The organism is Bacillus cereus group sp. BfR-BA-01310, from assembly GCF_022664325.1.
In the GTDB taxonomy this organism is placed as follows: domain Bacteria; phylum Bacillota; class Bacilli; order Bacillales; family Bacillaceae_G; genus Bacillus_A; species Bacillus_A paramycoides.
Map to the genome: position 1 here is coordinate 227,357 of NZ_JAKUHD010000002.1, position 17,228 is coordinate 244,584.

A 17,228-nucleotide genomic window follows, 5' to 3' on the forward strand; every position below is an offset into this window, starting at 1 on the left:
CTCCATTACCGCTCTGTTTTACTATTTTCTACTTTTTACAAAACAATATACGGCATTATATGCTACATATAATCTCATCAAAAAGAGAAGTTGTCGTTTCCAACTTCTCTTCCTCTTTATTTCATCAATATAAATAAGATAAACCTCTTTATATCCTCTTTTACCTCAGCATGCGCCAACAATTCTGTTGGCTTTTTCTCTTATTAAATGCGAGAACGTAAATAAGCATCAATAAATGGATCAATTTCTCCATCCATAACTGCCTGTACGTTACCAACCTCTGTATTTGTACGGTGGTCTTTTACAAGAGAATACGGGTGGAATACGTAAGAACGGATTTGGCTACCCCATCCGATTTCTTTTTGCTCCCCGCGGATTTCATCTAATTGTGCTTGTTGCTCTTCTAGTTTCTTTTGATATAACTTCGCTTTCAACATTTTCATTGCGTGCTCACGGTTTTTAATTTGAGAACGCTCTGACTGACATGTTACAACCGTATTTGTCGGTGTATGCGTAATACGAACTGCTGAATCTGTCGTATTAATGTGCTGTCCACCTGCACCACTTGCACGGTACGTATCTATTTTTAAATCTTCTGTACGCACTTCAATTTCAACTTCATCATTGAACTCAGGTACAACTTCACAAGATACGAATGATGTATGACGACGACCTGAAGAGTCGAACGGTGAAATACGTACAAGACGATGTACACCTTTCTCTGCTTTCAAGTAACCGTAAGCATTATGCCCTTTAATTAATAATGTAACACTCTTAATACCAGCTTCATCGCCCGGTAAGTAGTCAACAGTTTCTACTTTAAATCCACGTTTTTCAGCCCAGCGCGTGTACATACGTAATAACATAGAACCCCAGTCCTGTGACTCTGTTCCACCTGCACCTGGGTGTAATTCTAAAATGGCGTTATTTTTATCATAAGGATCGCTTAGTAATAACTGAAGCTCATACTCATTCATTTCTTGAATTAAAGTTTTCACTTCAGATTCTAGTTCCTCATGTAAATCTTCATCGTACTCTTCTTTAAGTAATTCATGCGTTACTTCTAAGTTTTCGAACGTCTCATCTAACTGACGGAACTTTCCAACCATGTCTTTTAACGCATTAGCCTCGTTGATTACAGTTTGTGCGCCTTGTTGGTCATCCCAAAATCCTGCGCCCATCATCGTTTCTTCTAATTCTGCAATTTGTTTCTCCTTAGTAGGAAGGTCAAAGAGACCCCCTAAAAGCCGCTAATCTCTTAGCCATTTTCTCTAATTCTTGTCTAATTTCTACTAATTCCATTTCCTTCACCTCTATGTAATTGCTGTTACTTTCATATGAAAACAAGGGAAACTCTCTCCGCTTATTACGGAGAGAGTTTAATCCCTTTTTACTATAATTTGCAAAGCAGTCTAAGCTACAGTTTCATATTACTTCCCAATACCACAGCAGTTTTTATATTTCTTGCCACTACCGCACTTACATAAATCATTACGGCCTACTTGATCACCTTTTACAACCGGTTTTTTCTTCGCCTCTTCGCCATCGCTTGATGGATGAATAGCTTCACCTTGAACAACTTCTTGGCGCTCTAGGTTTTGCTCAATTTCAGCCTTCATGATGTAGCGAGAAATTTCCTCTTCAATAGAAGCAATCATCGATTCGAACATTGCGAATCCTTCCATTTGGTATTCACGAAGTGGATCGATTTGTCCATAAGCACGTAAATGGATACCTTCACGAAGTTGATCCATTGCATCGATATGATCTGTCCATTTCGTATCTACAACACGGAATACAACAACTTTTTCGAATTCACGCGTCTGCTCTTCAGGGAGAAGTTTTTCTCTTTCGTTATAACGCGCTAATAATTTCGCGATGATTAATTCGTTCATTTCTTCTGGAGCAAGACGACGTAATTCTTCTTCTTTTACATCTCCTTCTTCAAGAAGGTTTGTATTTAAGTAATCGACAAGACCTTTAATGTTCCAATCTTCCTCGATTTCTTCTTGCGTATGAAGTGCAACAACACGTTCTATCGTAGATTTCATCATACCTTCAATAATACTGCGTAAGTTCTCTGAATCCATTACTTCTTGACGCTGCTTGTAAATTACCTCACGTTGTTGACGAAGTACATCGTCGTATTGTAGCAGTTGTTTACGTGCATCATAGTTATTTCCTTCTACACGTTTTTGTGCAGATTCTACAGCACGAGAAACCATTTTACTTTCGATTGGCTGTGAATCATCCATACCAAGACGATCCATCATCGCTTTCATATTGTCAGAACCGAAGCGGCGCATTAGTTCATCTTCCATTGATAAGTAGAACTGTGTTACACCAGGGTCCCCTTGACGACCAGCACGACCACGTAACTGATTATCAATACGACGGCTTTCATGACGCTCTGTACCGATAACTGCTAGACCAACGTTTTTAATATCGTCGCCTAACTTAATATCCGTACCACGACCAGCCATATTCGTCGCAATTGTTACAGCGCCTTTACTACCAGCTTCTGCAATGATATCTGCTTCACGCGCATGGTTTTTTGCGTTTAAGATGTTATGACGTACACCTTTACGTGTTAACATTTTTGAAATAAGCTCTGACGTTTCAATTGCAACTGTACCAACAAGAATAGGTTGCCCTTGTTTATGACGCTTTACAATATCCTCAACAACTGCATTGAATTTACCTTCCATTGATTTGAAGATTAAATCAGCACGGTCATCACGAATAATATCTTTGTTCGTTGGAATTACGATAACATTCATATTGTAAATACTACGGAATTCTTCTTCTTCCGTTTTCGCTGTACCAGTCATACCAGATAACTTTTCGTACATACGGAAGTAGTTCTGGAACGTAATTGTTGCAAGCGTCATACTTTCATTTTGAATTTCTACGCCCTCTTTTGCTTCAATAGCTTGGTGTAAACCTTCGCTATAACGACGACCTTTCATAAGACGGCCAGTGAATTGGTCTACAATTACGATTTCGCCTTCTTGTACAACATAATCTGTATCACGGTGCATAACAACGTGTGCACGCAGCCCCTGATTAATATGGTGAAGAAGTGCGACATGTTTTAAATCGAATAAGTTATCAATATGGAAAGCTTTCTCAGCTTTCGTAATACCATCTTCTGTTAACATTACATTTTTCGTTTTCACATCAAATGAATACTCTTTTTCATTTTCTAATGTACGAACGAATGCATTTGCAAACATGTATAGCTCTGTTGACTTTTGAGCTTGTCCAGAAATAATAAGCGGCGTACGTGCTTCATCGACTAAAATAGAATCGACTTCATCGATGATAGCAAAATGAAGCGGACGCTGAACGCACTGCTCTCTATATAACACCATGTTGTCACGTAAGTAATCGAATCCAAGCTCATTATTTGTGCTATACGTAATATCAGCAGCATAAGCAGCTTGCTTCTCTTCACGTGACATACTGTTTAAGTTAATTCCTACTGTTAAACCAAGGAACTCATGTAGCTGTCCCATTTCACTCGCATCACGTTGTGCTAAATATTCATTGACTGTAACAACGTGAACACCTTTTCCTGTTAAAGCATTTAAATATACAGGTAAAGTAGACGTTAACGTTTTACCTTCACCCGTTTTCATCTCAGAGATATTTCCTTCATGTAAGGCAATACCACCCATTAGCTGCACACCATATGGACGCATTCCAAGAACACGAGTTGCGGCTTCACGAACAACTGCAAAAGCCTCAGGAAGTAGATCATCTACTGTCTCACCTTTTGTTAGACGTTCTTTAAATTCAAGCGTCTTCCCTTTTAATTGCTCATCAGTTAGTGGCTTAATAGATGATTCTAATGCATCAATCTTCTCCACTGTCTTCTGCATACGTTTAATTTGGCGTTGGTTGACATCAAACACCTTTTTTAAAATACCGATCATAGGAAATACGCTCCTCTTTTTATTAAAATAAAACTTCTGATTGCTTTCTTTTTCTCTTTACAATCAGTCGTTATAAAAATCAAATTTATGTTATGCCAATTTTTCTCCTAATTAAAAAAACTAAAATGTATAAACCTAATGATAATTGTAACACTTGTCTTATAACTATGACAACAATCGTCCAAATGTCGGGCCTAGTTTCAGGAATTTTTTTCAGCTACAATCCCTACTATTTTATTTAAGCTGTTCAAATAAACTAAATCTTGCTATTACAAATTGTTCATTCAATCTCAGTAACAGCTTATCTTTATGTATTCAATCTAAAGATTTCCAAACCATTGAAGCACTCTATCACAAGCTAATTCAACATGATGAAGTTCATATTTTAACACCTTTTTAAAAAAACTCCTTCAGCCCTGGTTATGCCATTATTCGAGATCCTTTTGGAATAGTAATACAATTGACAGTAACGAGACATGACTTCTAAATCTCATTACGAAAAACAACAATAAGAATATATAAAAAAGCGCAGCCCCTTTCGGCTGCGCTTTTGAATTATTATTTTGTTTCGATTAAACCATATTTTCCGTCTTTACGGCCATATACAACATTAGTTTCATTTGTATCCGCATTTGTGAAGACGAAGAAATTATGTCCTAGCATATCCATTTGTAAGATCGCTTCTTCAACGTCCATCGGTTTTAAATCGAATCGTTTTGTACGTACAAGTTCTAATTCATCCTCTTCTACCTCATCCAGAACAGCTACTGCTTCTGGAAGGATAAAGTTGTTTTTAACAGAACCCTTTTCACGTAATTTACGGTTTACTTTTGTTTTATGTTTACGAATTTGTCGCTCAATTTTATCAACTACTAAATCAATTGCAGCGTACATATCGCTATTTGTTTCTTCTGCACGAAGTAATAAATCTGTAAATGGAATTGTTACCTCGATACGTTGCTTGTCAGAGTATACTTTTAAATTAACCTTAATCTCTGGGAATGTATCAAAATAACGCTCTAATTTACTTAGCTTTTTCTCTACATATTCCTTTAATGCTGGAGTTACTTCAATATTTTCACCACGAATGTTGAATTTCATAGATGAATTCCTCCTTTCAAGCCTATGTACTATAATTTCGACACTGGCTTAAAAACTCCTTCTAACTTTTTTAAAAAAATTAGTGGAATTGCGATTTTTTTATCATTTTTTGTTGAAATGAAAAGATGCATCGTTTCTATCTTTATTTTATCCTATTAACATCGTGAATAACGAATGTAACTGTGGACAATTCGTTACAGAAAAGAAACAACTTTTTGACAACTCTTCCTACAACAAAAAAACCCTTGTTACAAACAAGAGCTTCCATAATTTATAAAATGCTGCCACAAATACAGCTCTATCTTTTCCAAAAACGTAATTTTTACAACTTCACAACATTAGCCGCTTGTGGTCCACGTGCGCCATCAACAATATCAAACTGCACTTGTTGCCCTTCTTCTAACGACTTATATCCTTCTTGTTGAATAGCAGAAAAATGGACAAAAACATCGTCACCATTTTCACGCTCAATAAACCCAAATCCCTTTTCTGCATTGAACCATTTTACTCTTCCTTGCATGTTCATTCCATTCCCTTCACTCTAAAAATCAGGGCATTCGCCCCATAGTCTGACTATAGCGAATGACAAGATCGTAAGTCAAAGAAGACCTGTCGTCTTTTTATTATCCCTTTCGACATTTACATATTAGCCTCTACAAAGTGTCAAACAAGAAACCTCCCTCGCTCCTCTATCATACAAAAGACTTCCAATTTGCCTAACTGTAATTCCTGTTGTATACACATCATCAACGATTAAAACATGTTGCCCATGAAACATCTCTTCTCCCTGAAAATAAAAAGGATTACTTCCCGACATCCTTTCTTTGCGCTTCTTCTTACTTTGCTTTTCTGTTTCTATCCTTCTTAATGATGTATAAGACATTTTGACAGGCAAACAAGAAGCTAGTAACTCGGCTTGATTAAAACCACGTTCGTATTCTCGTTCTTCACTAAGCGGAACAGAAATAACAACTGAAACATCCGCAAATTTTTTTTGAAAAAGCCTTCGAAAAGACTGATAGAAAATATGAACTAATTCAGCATCTCCTCGAAACTTAAACTGTGCTAATATTTCTTTCATCCCTTCATTGTACACACACAACGAACGATTTATGAGAGACGGAAACCTCTCCTCGTTCATCCATCTTATGCAATCCGTGCAAATATCACCGTTTTTATATTCAGCTAGCACAAGTTCTAAAAGTCGACCACACTCTCTACAAATATCTCCTATAATATAGGAAAGTTTTTGTTCGCATCTATCACATATATACTCTTTATGAAGCTTAACAAAAAAAGTGTACCAACTAATCGCGTGTGAAATATGCTCATCACAAAGTAGACAATGCATTAATCTATCAATCCTTGTTCTTTAGCATTTTTATTCATGCTTTGAATATGTTTTTTCGCGCGTACCATCGCCTCTGTCTTTCCATAATGAAAATAGATGACCTCTCCATGAGGTTCATCAAAACTTCTACCAGCACGCCCTGCAACTTGAACGAGAGCACTTTCTGAAAATATTTCTTCTTCTGCTCCTAAAACTGCTACTTGTAAATTCTTCACAGTTATCCCTCGCTCCAAAATCGTCGTTGTGACTAATAAAGGAATTTCTCCCTTTCGAAAAGCCGCTACCTTTTCTTTTCTCTTCGGATCTTCTGCATGCACACCGTCAATTTGGCTGTTTATTGATTTTAATAACAAGCTGATTTCTTCTACGTATCGCACATGAGGAACAAATAAAAAAATGGGATATTGTTTACATAAGTACATATTTAGCCATTGCAATAAAACACGAGGGATCTTTTTACGCATGAGGTCTTTTTTCCAATTTCCACACCACCGAAATACCGGAACTGGCAAGGGATGACGATGATAACGTCCTGAAATAATAACCCCTTTTTGCTTACCACTTCGCAACTTCCGCTTCCACTTTTCATCTGGAGTTGCTGTTAAATAAATACGTGCTGCTTTCTCTTTCATTGCTTGTTTTACTGCGTAATGTAACATCTTATCCGCATGATATGGAAAAGCATCTATCTCATCTACAATCATGACATGAAACGATTTATAGTAACGTAACAATTGATGCGTAGTTGAAACGACTAACACTGCATCTTTTTCACGATCTAAACTCCCTCCATACAAAGCTGCTACATTTATATTTGGAAACGCTTCTTGTAACCTTGGCGCTAATTCAAGTACAACATCTGTTCTCGGCGTTGCAATACAAACTCTCTCTCCCTTTTGAAGTGCCTCTGCAATTCCATGAAACAACATTTCCGTCTTCCCAGCCCCGCACACAGCCCAAATAAAGAATGATTCTTTCCGCTTAACAGCTTCAACAACACCTTGTGCAGCCAATTCCTGTCCAGCAGACAAAACTCCTGTCCAACGTAACGGATTCAAGTAGTTTTCTCCTTTTATTTCAGCAATTCCACGAACAAGTACAGCACATTCGCTCACACGCCCCATCGTTACGCACTTTCGGCAATACGTACAGTCCCTATTGCACCTTTTACATAAAAATGACGCAAATAGTCGCTGCTCTATATTTCCGCAGCGCTGGCACATATATTTTGAAGATTTCTTAATTACACCTTGTACACAAACGACTTCTCGATTCCTTTTCAAATGATTTAATTCACCCTGCAAATCTGAAGAGAGTTCTTCTAATAGTAACTGTTTCCCGGCTAACATCATAAACCACCTCCAGCACTACTATAAATCCTTCTCATAATCTCGTAAAAACTCAAAAAAGCCGATAACCTACTTATAAAATAGTAAGCTATCGACTTTATACACGTGTTTTATTAAATTATAAATCCTAGAATCGACCGTATCCTAAGAAATGTTTCTGGTTGTAAGAACTGTTAATATCACCGTAAGCAATCCCTTTATCACTCGCATGAATCATTTGGCCATTCCCAACGTAAATACCGATGTGAGATGGACCTGCTTTATAAGTACCTTGGAAGAATACTAAATCTCCAGGTTGTGGGCTACTTACTTTAGAAACTGAGTTCCAGTAACCTGCAACGTCTTGACGACCTACACCAAAGATGTAAGAGATGAATCCACTACAGTCAAAACCGCCGTTTGATGGAGATGCACTTCCCCAAACATATGGTAAACCTAAGTAGCTTTGTGCTTTACCGATTACGCCACCCGCATTTGGTGCTGGTTTAGATTCTTCTTTTTTAGGCTGTTCTTTCTTAGGTTGCTCTTTTTTAGGCTCTTCTTTTTGAGCTTGTCCACCATTGTTTGCTGGTGCCGCTGGTTGAGCAGGCGCTTGTGCTGGCTGAGCTTGTGCTTCTTTTGCCTTAGCAGCTTGCTCTGCTTGTTTTTGAGCAGCAGCTTCTTGTGCAGCTTTTGCTTGTGCCTCTTCTTCAGCAATACGTTGTAATTGTAACGCTTGTTTCTCAAGATCTTTCAATTGACTTTCCGTACTTGTCATTGTAGTTACAACGGTATCCATTTTACCGCTTAAATCATTCACTGCAGTTTCTTTTTTCGCTTTTTCAGCGTCAAGTTCTTTCTTAGCAGTTTCAATTTGAGCTTGTGCTTCTTTTAATTCTTTTTGTTTTTCTTTTACTGTTTCAACATCTTTTTTCACGTTCACTTGATCTTCTTGTTGTGTTTTCATGATATCTTCGTCAGACTCAAGAATTTTAGACATAGAATTGAAGCGATCAACTAGATCTGCAATGTTTTTAGAGTTTACAAGAACTTCTGTTACAACGTTCGTGTTTGGTTGTTCTTGAAGTGCAACTAAACGTTTTCTCAATAACTCTTCACGTTTTGCAATTTTTGTTTGTAGTTCTGCAATATCTTTATTTTTCTTCTCGATTAATTGCTCAGTATCAGCAACTTTTTTTGTTGTTTCATCAAGTTTTGAAGCATTCTCTTGAACAGACTTATCTAAACCTTGAATTGTTTTGTTTAAGTCATTCATTTGTTTTTGTAATTCATCACGCTCTTGTTGTTGTTTATGTAAAGTGTCATTTTGTGTGTTAATTTGTGATTTCACGTCAGAAATTTTATCTTCTGCAAATACACTTGGTGTTAGCCCTGAAAACATTAACCCTGCAACTAATGCGCAAGATGCCATTTTTAGCTTTTTCATTTTATTTTTTACACCGCTTTCTTTTTTCTTTTTCCGTACTTAACCTATTAAATTTTATACCATAATTCGGGAGTTTTTTCGCCAATGTTACGGTTTTGTAAAATAAATGTAATATTACATTTATCTCTATAGCAAAGTATATCTAATTTTGTATATATATGTAGAATTTTAAGAACGTTTCGCCATTTTTTTATACAAATAGAAAAAACGTAAGGGACTCCCTTACGTTTTGAAATTATACCAACATGAATGAGATTGAAACGTTACTTCATCCATTTCTCAGCCCAATTTTGGACTTCATCCATAACACTTTCCAACGCCTTCCCTTTATCAGTTAAACCATACTCGATTCTAACTGGTACTTCTGGGTAAACGTCACGAACTACAATACCTTCGCCTTCTAATTCCTTTAAACGTTCTGACAACATACGATCGCTCATATTAGGTATAATATCTGCGATTTCTCTAAAGCGTTTCGGCTCTTCCAACAAAGATTTAATAATTAAGCCAGTCCATTTCTTACTAAGCAATGTAAAAGCTGACTCAAATTTTGGACATAAACATGAATTATGCTCCATATGTTTCACCTCTCCTCTATTATAAGATAGTTTCTTGTAAAAAGTAAGTAATAAAACTTTCCTCATTATTTAATTTTACGTACATTTTACCATTTCCAAATATTAACTTGTCAAATTTTTATAAAACGTCCGTAAAAAAACCCTCTTCAAAAAGAGAGCTTTTATATCTTTATTACTTCGTATACCAGCCTAAACCAAGTGCACCTTCACCCAAATGCGTGCCAATTACAGCTCCGAAATAACTCGTACGCATTGTAACATGAGGGTATTGCTCTTCTAATTCTTTCTTCCATTCCTCAGCTTCCTCTTCACGACTTGCATGAATAATGACAGCTTCCATAGGTACACCTTTATTTGCCTGTTCATCAAAGATTTCAATAATGCGCTTCAACGCTTTTTTACGCGTACGAATTTTTTCGAATGGAATAATTACTTTATCTCTAAAATATAACACTGGTTTTACTTGTAACAAACTGCCGATGAAAGCTTGTGCGCTATTTAATCGTCCCCCACGTTGTAAATGATGTAAATCATCCACTACAAAATAGGCATCCATCGTTTGCTTCATTTCATCGAAGCGAGCGATAATCTCTTCTGGCGTCTTGCCTTCACTTGCTAATTTCGCACCTTCACGTACGTAAAACCCTTGTACTTCACAACTAATTTCAGAGTCGTACGTATATACATTAATACCATCTACCATCTGTCCAGCTGTCGTTGCTGTTTGGTATGTACCACTAATTCCACTTGAAAGATGAATACTAATTACTGCATCATATTCTTTAGATAATTCTTCATATAACTCTAAAAACTTTCCAATTGCTGGCTGCGAAGTTTTCGGAAGTTCTTCCTGCTCACGTACTTTTACATAAAAATCATCTGCTGAAATTTCAGCTTCTTCTTGATAAGATTCCGTTCCAAACACAACGTTTAATGGAATCATATATATATTTAGTTCGTCACGAATATGCTTCGGTATATATGCTGTACTATCAGTAACAATAGCTGTTTTCATTTTCGTACCTGCCTTATAAAAAATTTTTATTCCCTAATTTTACACGAAAACTAAAAAAGGTGCATCAATACATGAAAATGCAGGTTAGAAATTATAATCACCATCTCGACAAATTACAACAAAAAGATAAAATAATCATCAAAAATTTCAACATATTTATAAAAAATGTTTGAATATAAAAACGCCCGCTTTTAAAATGTAAAGTACCAGTCATTTTGAAGGATAGGGGCGTATACCATTGTTATTACAATATTTAACAGTCAAAGGCTACGGTGAGCACGAAATTGTTATTCAAAAATCCAGATTCATTTGCTATGTAAATCGAGCCACAACTGAAGAGGAAGCCCAAGAATTTATACAAAAAATAAAAAAACAACATTGGAATGCAACACATAATTGTTCCGCATATTTAATCGGTGAACAAGATCAAATTCAAAAAGCAAACGATGACGGCGAACCAAGTGGTACCGCTGGTGTACCTATGTTAGAGGTATTAAAAAAACGAGGTCTAAAAGATACTGTCGTTGTCGTCACGCGCTATTTTGGTGGCATTAAGCTTGGTGCTGGTGGATTAATTCGTGCATATGGAAAATGTACAAGTGAAGGACTTAATCACGTAGGCATTGTTGAGCGAAAACTAATGCGCGTTATGCAAACAGAAATTGATTATACATTGCTTGGCAAAGTTGAAAATGAATTACGCAATTCAGAATATGCCATTAAAGATATACATTATCTCGAAAATGTCACATTTGATACGTATGTAGAAGAAGATCGGAAACAAACATTTACGAATTGGATGATTGAATTAACAAACGGGAAATGTACAATTAAAGAAGGAGATATGTTGTACTTAGAACAAGACGTTAACTAAGAATAGCTAACTTATCCCCTTTAAAGATTAATGTAGTGAATTAATTCCCTACAAATGAACTAAGGAGATTATATATGGAAGAACGTTATTATCATCTCCAAAATAGCAGAATAAAAAAGAAACGTAGAAGAAAACTTTTCTACTTTCTTATTTTCGCACTTTTATTTGGTAGCGTAGGACTTTATATTTTAAATTCCTACTCTTCTCTCATGGGGATGTACAGTGGATTTAACCGTGAAAAATCGGATTTAAGAACCGAAGATGTAGCAATTACAAAGGAACCTTTTACAATCCTCATTATGGGAATAGAGGATTATGCAACAGACGGTCAAAATGGTCGTACAGACTCATTAATGTTTGCGACAGTCAATCCGAAAACTCAAAAGGTTTCGCTTATGAGTATTCCTCGTGATAGTCGAGTTCCAATTGTCGGAAAGGATAAAGAAGACAAAATTAACGCCGCGCATGCTTACGGTGGAGAAAAAATGGCAATCAAAACTGTCGAAGGTTTTCTAAAAGTTCCTGTAGACCATTATGTTAAAATTGATTTCCAAGGCTTTAAAGGTATCGTTGATGCTGTTGGCGGTGTTACAGTCGATGTTCCCTTCGATTTTTGGGAACGTTCTGATGTTGATTACGACAAAAAAATCCAATTTAAACAAGGCAAACAAGAGTTAAACGGCGAAGAAGCACTTGCTTACGTCCGTATGCGAAAGCAGGATCCAAATGGCGATTATGGTCGGGCCGCTAGACAAAGACAATTACTAGCCGCTGTTGCTCAAAAACTAAATTCCGCCTCTACTGTATTTAAAATTAAAGATTTAACGACTGTCGTTGGAAAATATATAAAAACCGACATTCCTATTTCAGACGGACTTGCTCTTTACAGTAAACTCTCTGGATTTGATCCTTCTACAATACAAACGTTAAAAATTGAAGGAGAAGACAGAAAAATAGGCGGTATTTATTACTTCCTTCCGGATCCAATCAGTGTAGAGACGGCACGTAACGAAATTGAAAAGGAAATAGGAGAAAAAGCAAAAGCCCCAACAGAGACTACGAAAAATGAGAATACAAATTCCGATTCAAATTCTAACTCCAGCGCAAAAGCAAAGAAGGAGCCGAGTGAGAACAAAACACCACCGCCTCCTCCCCCTTCTACAAATGCTCATGCAGAGTGGATTATGAGGAATCATCAATAATAAAAAAGAGCCAAATCACATACGATTTGGCTCTTTTTTCATTTATCCCGATTGGTGCGGGCTAATAATCAGTGTGGGATAAACACTCCCACTGATTAAAGTTTCACTTTACTTCTTGAAGTGTTGTAAAATCGCTTCTACAATACGCTCTGATGCACGGCCATCGCCGTAAGGATTAGATGCTTTCGCCATCTTATCATGAGCTTCTTTATTAGATAGTAATTCGTCAGCAAGCCCAAAGATTGTCTCTTCATCTGTTCCTGCTAATTTTAACGTACCTGCTTCAATACCCTCTGGACGTTCCGTCGTGTCACGAAGGACAAGAACTGGCACACCTAGTGATGGTGCTTCCTCTTGTACACCACCAGAATCAGTTAGCATTAAGTATGAACGAGCTGCAACGTTATGGAAATCAATTACATCTAGCGGCTCAATTAAATGAATGCGGCTATGCTCGCCTAAAATATCATTCGCTGTTTCACGAACAACAGGATTCATATGAACAGGGTATACAACTTGTACATCTTCATGCTTATCAACAAGACGCTTAATTGCACGGAACATATTACGCATTGGTTCACCTAGGTTTTCACGACGATGCGCTGTCATAAGCACAAGACGATCATTTCCAAGTTTCTCTAGTACAGGATGACTATATGTTTCTTTTACAGTCGTTTTCAATGCGTCAATCGCTGTATTTCCTGTTACGAAAATGCTTGACTCATCTTTATTTTCTTTCTGTAAGTTCGTTGCTGATTTTGTTGTAGGTGAGAAATGAAGATCCGCCATTACACCTGTTAATTGGCGATTCATCTCTTCTGGATATGGAGAATATTTATCCCATGTACGAAGTCCTGCTTCAACATGTCCTACTGGAATTTGATTATAGAAAGCAGCTAAACTTGCGATAAATGTCGTCGTTGTATCACCATGTACAAGGACGATATCTGGCTTCGCTTCTTTCATTACTTTATCCAAACCTTCTAAACCACGTGTTGTAATATCAATTAAAGTTTGGCGATCTTTCATAATATTTAAATCGAAATCTGGCGTAATCCCAAAGATGCTTAATACTTGATCTAACATTTGACGGTGTTGTGCTGTTACAGTCACAATCGATTCAATCTTTTCTGGGTGCTTTTGCAACTCTAATACAAGAGGTGCCATTTTAATTGCTTCTGGACGTGTCCCGAAAATTGTCATTACTTTTAAACGTTCAGTCATTTCATTGCCTCTTTTCTTTCACTAGTTACAACTTCTATTATGACATATCAGAATAGACATGGGGAAATAGACTTTTTAACGAATAATAGAAATATTACTATTACAAATGTTTTTTCGCCCAACTGAGTAATAATCTATCCCATGCTTCTTGGCATCCTCATTAGTATAACAATTTCTCCCATCAAATAGAATAGGTTCCCTCATAAGCTGTACATACTTTTCTAACGGATAAGTTCGGATTGATTCCCATTCTGTTACGATAAAAACTGCATTCGCTTCTCTAATCGATTCATCTATACATCTAGCGTATTGTATAGTCTTCCCAAATAAATCTTTTACATTTTGAATTGCTTGCGGGTCATATAGAACCACATCCGCACCCATATTAATTAATTCTTGTATTATAATAAGGGATGGCGCTTCCCTAATATCGTCAGTATTCGGCTTAAACGCTGCGCCAAGAACTGCAATCCGCTTCTTATTCATATCCATTACTTTCTTCGCTTTTTCAACCAATAACAACTGTTGTTTATTATTCACTTCAATGACCGCTTTCAACAAACGAAAATCATGAGAAACATCCCCTGCAATTTGCACGAGTGCTTTCGTATCTTTCGGAAAACAAGATCCTCCGTATCCGATACCCGCTTTTAAAAAAGATGCACCAATTCTCTTATCCATCCCCATTCCTGTAGCTACCTCTAATATATCTGCACCCACTTGCTCACATATATTCGAAATTTCATTAATAAAACTAATTTTCGTAGCTAAAAAAGCGTTAGATGCATATTTAATCATCTCTGCACTTCTAATATCTGTAATATACGTTTTCAAACATAATTCACTATATAAATTCTCTACTTTTCGTGCAACTGCCTCACTATTTGCTCCAATTACAATACGATCACCATGAAAAAAATCATACATACCAGAACCTTCTCGTAAAAACTCTGGATTCGATACGATATGTAATTCATGTCTGCCTTGTAACTTCTCCTCGATCCATCCCTTCATTACATCATTCGTACCTACAGGAACCGTACTTTTCGTAACAACAATAATATCATTATTCACATATGTTCCAATATCATCACAAGCACTACGAATATACGTTAAATCCGCTGTGCCATCTAATAAAGATGGCGTTCCAACTGCAATAAATATAAATTCTGCCTTATTAAAAGCCTTCGATTTACTTGTTGTAAAAGTTAAATGGTTATTCTCATATGCTTCATTTATTAATTCATGTAAGCCACATTCATAAATAGGTAACTCCCCTTGTTTTATCCGTTCAATTTTTTCGTTATTTATATCAAAACACGTAACCGAATGTCCTAATCTCGCCAATCCTACCCCTGTAATCAATCCAACATATCCGGTACCTATTATCGTAATTTTCATTTTCCTTTCGCACAGGAATATACAAAAGAAAATATACGAATACATAGCATTCTCCCTGTGCTTCCCCCTCTCACAACAAGAATGAGAAAACTCTTTTACTTCTTTATTATATGAATTATCTTTTTTATTCTTTTTTAAGATTTTGTAAAGTTAAATGATGCAATCTATCTCAAATGTAAATTTCCATATTTTAACACGAAACTTACTCATTTTTACGTGCAACACTTATAATAATACTGAAGTAAAAATACTCTTTATAGACGAAGCAACTACAATGTCATATTACAAGTCACAATATGAATAACCTTCTCAAGCGACTCAATATTCCATATACCATTGTCATATATTTTATTCACTTCCACTTACCGCTAAAAGAAAAAAAGATTGAATTCTAATCTTTTTGTGATACCATATGTTATGAGCCTGCAAATCAACATCATAATTTTCAGATAAATACACTAAAAAAATTACGTTAAACTATAAAGGGTGGGGTATTAATGGACTCACAAGTGATTTATGCCATTTTGGCATCTTTCATCACTGTACTCGTCGTTACTCCTTTAGTTATTAAATTAGCTTTTAAAATAGGAGCAACAGACAAGCCAAACGCGCGTAAAGTACACCAAAAAATTATGCCTCGTCTTGGCGGGTTAGCAATTTTCATCGGTGTAGCCGTAGGATTTGTTGTCGGTGGATTATACGAACAAAGAATGCTATCGATAACTTTAGGTGCTATCATCATTGTTATCATCGGGATTTTAGATGATATGTACGAACTATCTGCGAGGGTAAAATTCGGTGGACAACTACTAGTTGCCATCATGATTGTAAAAAGTGGATTATTAGTGCAAGTATTATATATTCCAATCCTTGGAGATACTGAACTCGGATGGCTCGCTTATCCAATTACAGTATTTTGGATTGTAGGTATTACAAATGCCATCAACTTAATTGATGGATTAGATGGATTATCCGCTGGGATTTCATCTATCGTACTTGCAACGCTAGCATATATGGCCTTCACTAGTCCTTGGGGCACTGGAGCGGCTATTATATTACCTCTAGCGCTGATTACATTAGCAAGTACAATTGGATTTTTATTCTATAACTTCCATCCAGCAAAAATTTTCATGGGAGATACAGGAGCACTATTTTTAGGATACTGTATTTCTGTTATATCGTTACTTGGATTATACAAAAGCGTAACGCTATTCAGTTTTATCGTTCCAGTTATCATTTTAGGTGTACCTGTATTTGATACGACATTTGCAATCATCCGTCGTATCGTCAATAAAAAACCTATTTCAGCACCAGATAAATCGCATTTACATCACCGCTTACTTGCAATGGGATTCTCTCATCGTAAAACGGTACTAATTATTTACGCATTTGGTATTTTCTTTAGTATAAATGCAATCCTTTTCACTAGTGCGACATTATGGTTATCCATTATTCTTCTTTTCGTTTTAATCTTCTTTACAGAAATCATTGCTGAAGTAATCGGTCTTGTACACGAACGTTACAAACCAATTATTTCCTTCTATAAAAAAGTAAAAAAACGCGAAGACTAATTGTAGTATAGCCTTTACTATTATGAAATATTCAAATAGCATCCTCTTTCTTGGAAGAGGATGCTATTTTTTTGTTTTTTACTCCTTATTCCCTATTTCCAAAATATAGATTGTTTGAGAGTCCCTCTATTGGAGAAAGATATACGTATAGCGAAGATAATGAGGAAAATATCAAAATTTCTTTTTTACATCTTGATT

General features: G+C 36.3%; 13 protein-coding genes and 2 pseudogenes. 4 read left to right on the forward strand and 11 right to left on the reverse strand.

Annotation, left to right across the window (positions count from 1 at the left end; all coding sequences use genetic code 11):
- Nucleotides 1-203 precede the first annotated feature (203 nt).
- Both prfB and secA read right to left on the reverse strand, forming a co-directional pair.
- Nucleotides 204-1,302 (reverse strand): peptide chain release factor 2 gene (gene prfB, locus MR109_RS06300; RefSeq protein ID WP_115610299.1). Its coding sequence is split into 2 segments (ribosomal slippage): nt 204-1,229 and nt 1,231-1,302, totalling 1,098 coding nucleotides; the frame shifts between segments, so codons are not numbered across the junction.
- Between the two features lie 128 nt (nt 1,303-1,430).
- Nucleotides 1,431-3,938 (reverse strand): preprotein translocase subunit SecA, encoded by a 2,508-nt coding sequence (secA, locus tag MR109_RS06305; protein ID WP_242271321.1) that lies wholly within the window; start codon nt 3,936-3,938, stop codon nt 1,431-1,433.
- A 283-nt stretch (nt 3,939-4,221) separates the two neighbouring features.
- On the opposite strand from secA, the pseudogene MR109_RS06310 reads away from it, so the two are divergent.
- Nucleotides 4,222-4,425, forward strand: a pseudogene (locus MR109_RS06310) (VOC family protein); the annotation flags it as partial.
- Nucleotides 4,426-4,496: 71 nt separating this feature from the next.
- On the opposite strand, the gene hpf reads toward MR109_RS06310, so the two are convergent.
- The 7 genes and pseudogenes from hpf to MR109_RS06345 form a co-directional block, all read right to left on the reverse strand.
- Nucleotides 4,497-5,039, reverse strand: a complete 543-nt coding sequence (gene hpf / locus MR109_RS06315) for a ribosome hibernation-promoting factor, HPF/YfiA family (protein WP_002174210.1) — start codon at nt 5,037-5,039, stop codon at nt 4,497-4,499.
- Between the two features lie 322 nt (nt 5,040-5,361).
- Nucleotides 5,362-5,559, reverse strand: a complete 198-nt coding sequence (gene cspC, locus MR109_RS06320; RefSeq protein ID WP_033719670.1) for a cold shock protein CspC — start codon at nt 5,557-5,559, stop codon at nt 5,362-5,364.
- Between the two features lie 126 nt (nt 5,560-5,685).
- Entirely contained in the window at nt 5,686-6,390 is a 705-nt protein-coding gene (locus MR109_RS06325; protein ID WP_242271323.1) for a ComF family protein, read from the reverse strand.
- Complete coding sequence (comFA, locus tag MR109_RS06330; RefSeq protein ID WP_242271677.1) at nt 6,390-7,739, reverse strand: ATP-dependent helicase ComFA; 1,350 nt, start codon at nt 7,737-7,739, stop codon at nt 6,390-6,392. The genes MR109_RS06325 and comFA overlap by 1 nt, the downstream gene beginning before the upstream one ends.
- Nucleotides 7,740-7,866: 127 nt before the next feature.
- Nucleotides 7,867-9,295 (reverse strand): annotated as a pseudogene (locus tag MR109_RS06335) (C40 family peptidase).
- Nucleotides 9,296-9,428: 133 nt separating this feature from the next.
- The gene (locus tag MR109_RS06340) at nt 9,429-9,743 is read right to left on the reverse strand and encodes a winged helix-turn-helix transcriptional regulator (RefSeq protein WP_242271324.1); all 315 of its coding nucleotides are present in this window, start codon (nt 9,741-9,743) and stop codon (nt 9,429-9,431) included.
- A 172-nt stretch (nt 9,744-9,915) separates the two neighbouring features.
- Nucleotides 9,916-10,758: a DegV family protein gene (locus MR109_RS06345; RefSeq protein WP_242271325.1), complete on the reverse strand. Its 843-nt coding sequence runs from the start codon at nt 10,756-10,758 to the stop codon at nt 9,916-9,918.
- Between the two features lie 238 nt (nt 10,759-10,996).
- On the opposite strand from MR109_RS06345, the gene MR109_RS06350 reads away from it, so the two are divergent.
- Nucleotides 10,997-11,632: a YigZ family protein gene (locus MR109_RS06350; protein WP_242271326.1), complete on the forward strand. Its 636-nt coding sequence runs from the start codon at nt 10,997-10,999 to the stop codon at nt 11,630-11,632.
- A gap of 74 nt (nt 11,633-11,706) precedes the next feature.
- The gene (locus MR109_RS06355; RefSeq protein WP_242271327.1) at nt 11,707-12,834 is read left to right on the forward strand and encodes an LCP family protein; all 1,128 of its coding nucleotides are present in this window, start codon (nt 11,707-11,709) and stop codon (nt 12,832-12,834) included.
- A 108-nt stretch (nt 12,835-12,942) separates the two neighbouring features.
- On the opposite strand, the gene wecB is transcribed toward MR109_RS06355, so the two are convergent.
- Nucleotides 12,943-14,058 (reverse strand): non-hydrolyzing UDP-N-acetylglucosamine 2-epimerase, encoded by a 1,116-nt coding sequence (gene wecB, locus MR109_RS06360; protein WP_002174219.1) that lies wholly within the window; start codon nt 14,056-14,058, stop codon nt 12,943-12,945.
- 75 nt (nt 14,059-14,133) lie between these two features.
- Nucleotides 14,134-15,504, reverse strand: coding sequence for a UDP-glucose dehydrogenase family protein (locus MR109_RS06365; RefSeq protein WP_242271328.1), 1,371 nt, complete (start codon nt 15,502-15,504; stop codon nt 14,134-14,136).
- 452 nt (nt 15,505-15,956) lie between these two features.
- Here MR109_RS06365 and MR109_RS06370 point away from each other — a divergent pair, with 452 nt between their 5' ends.
- Entirely contained in the window at nt 15,957-17,030 is a 1,074-nt protein-coding gene (locus tag MR109_RS06370; RefSeq protein ID WP_048370249.1) for a glycosyltransferase family 4 protein, read from the forward strand.
- Nucleotides 17,031-17,228: the final 198 nt, after the last annotated feature.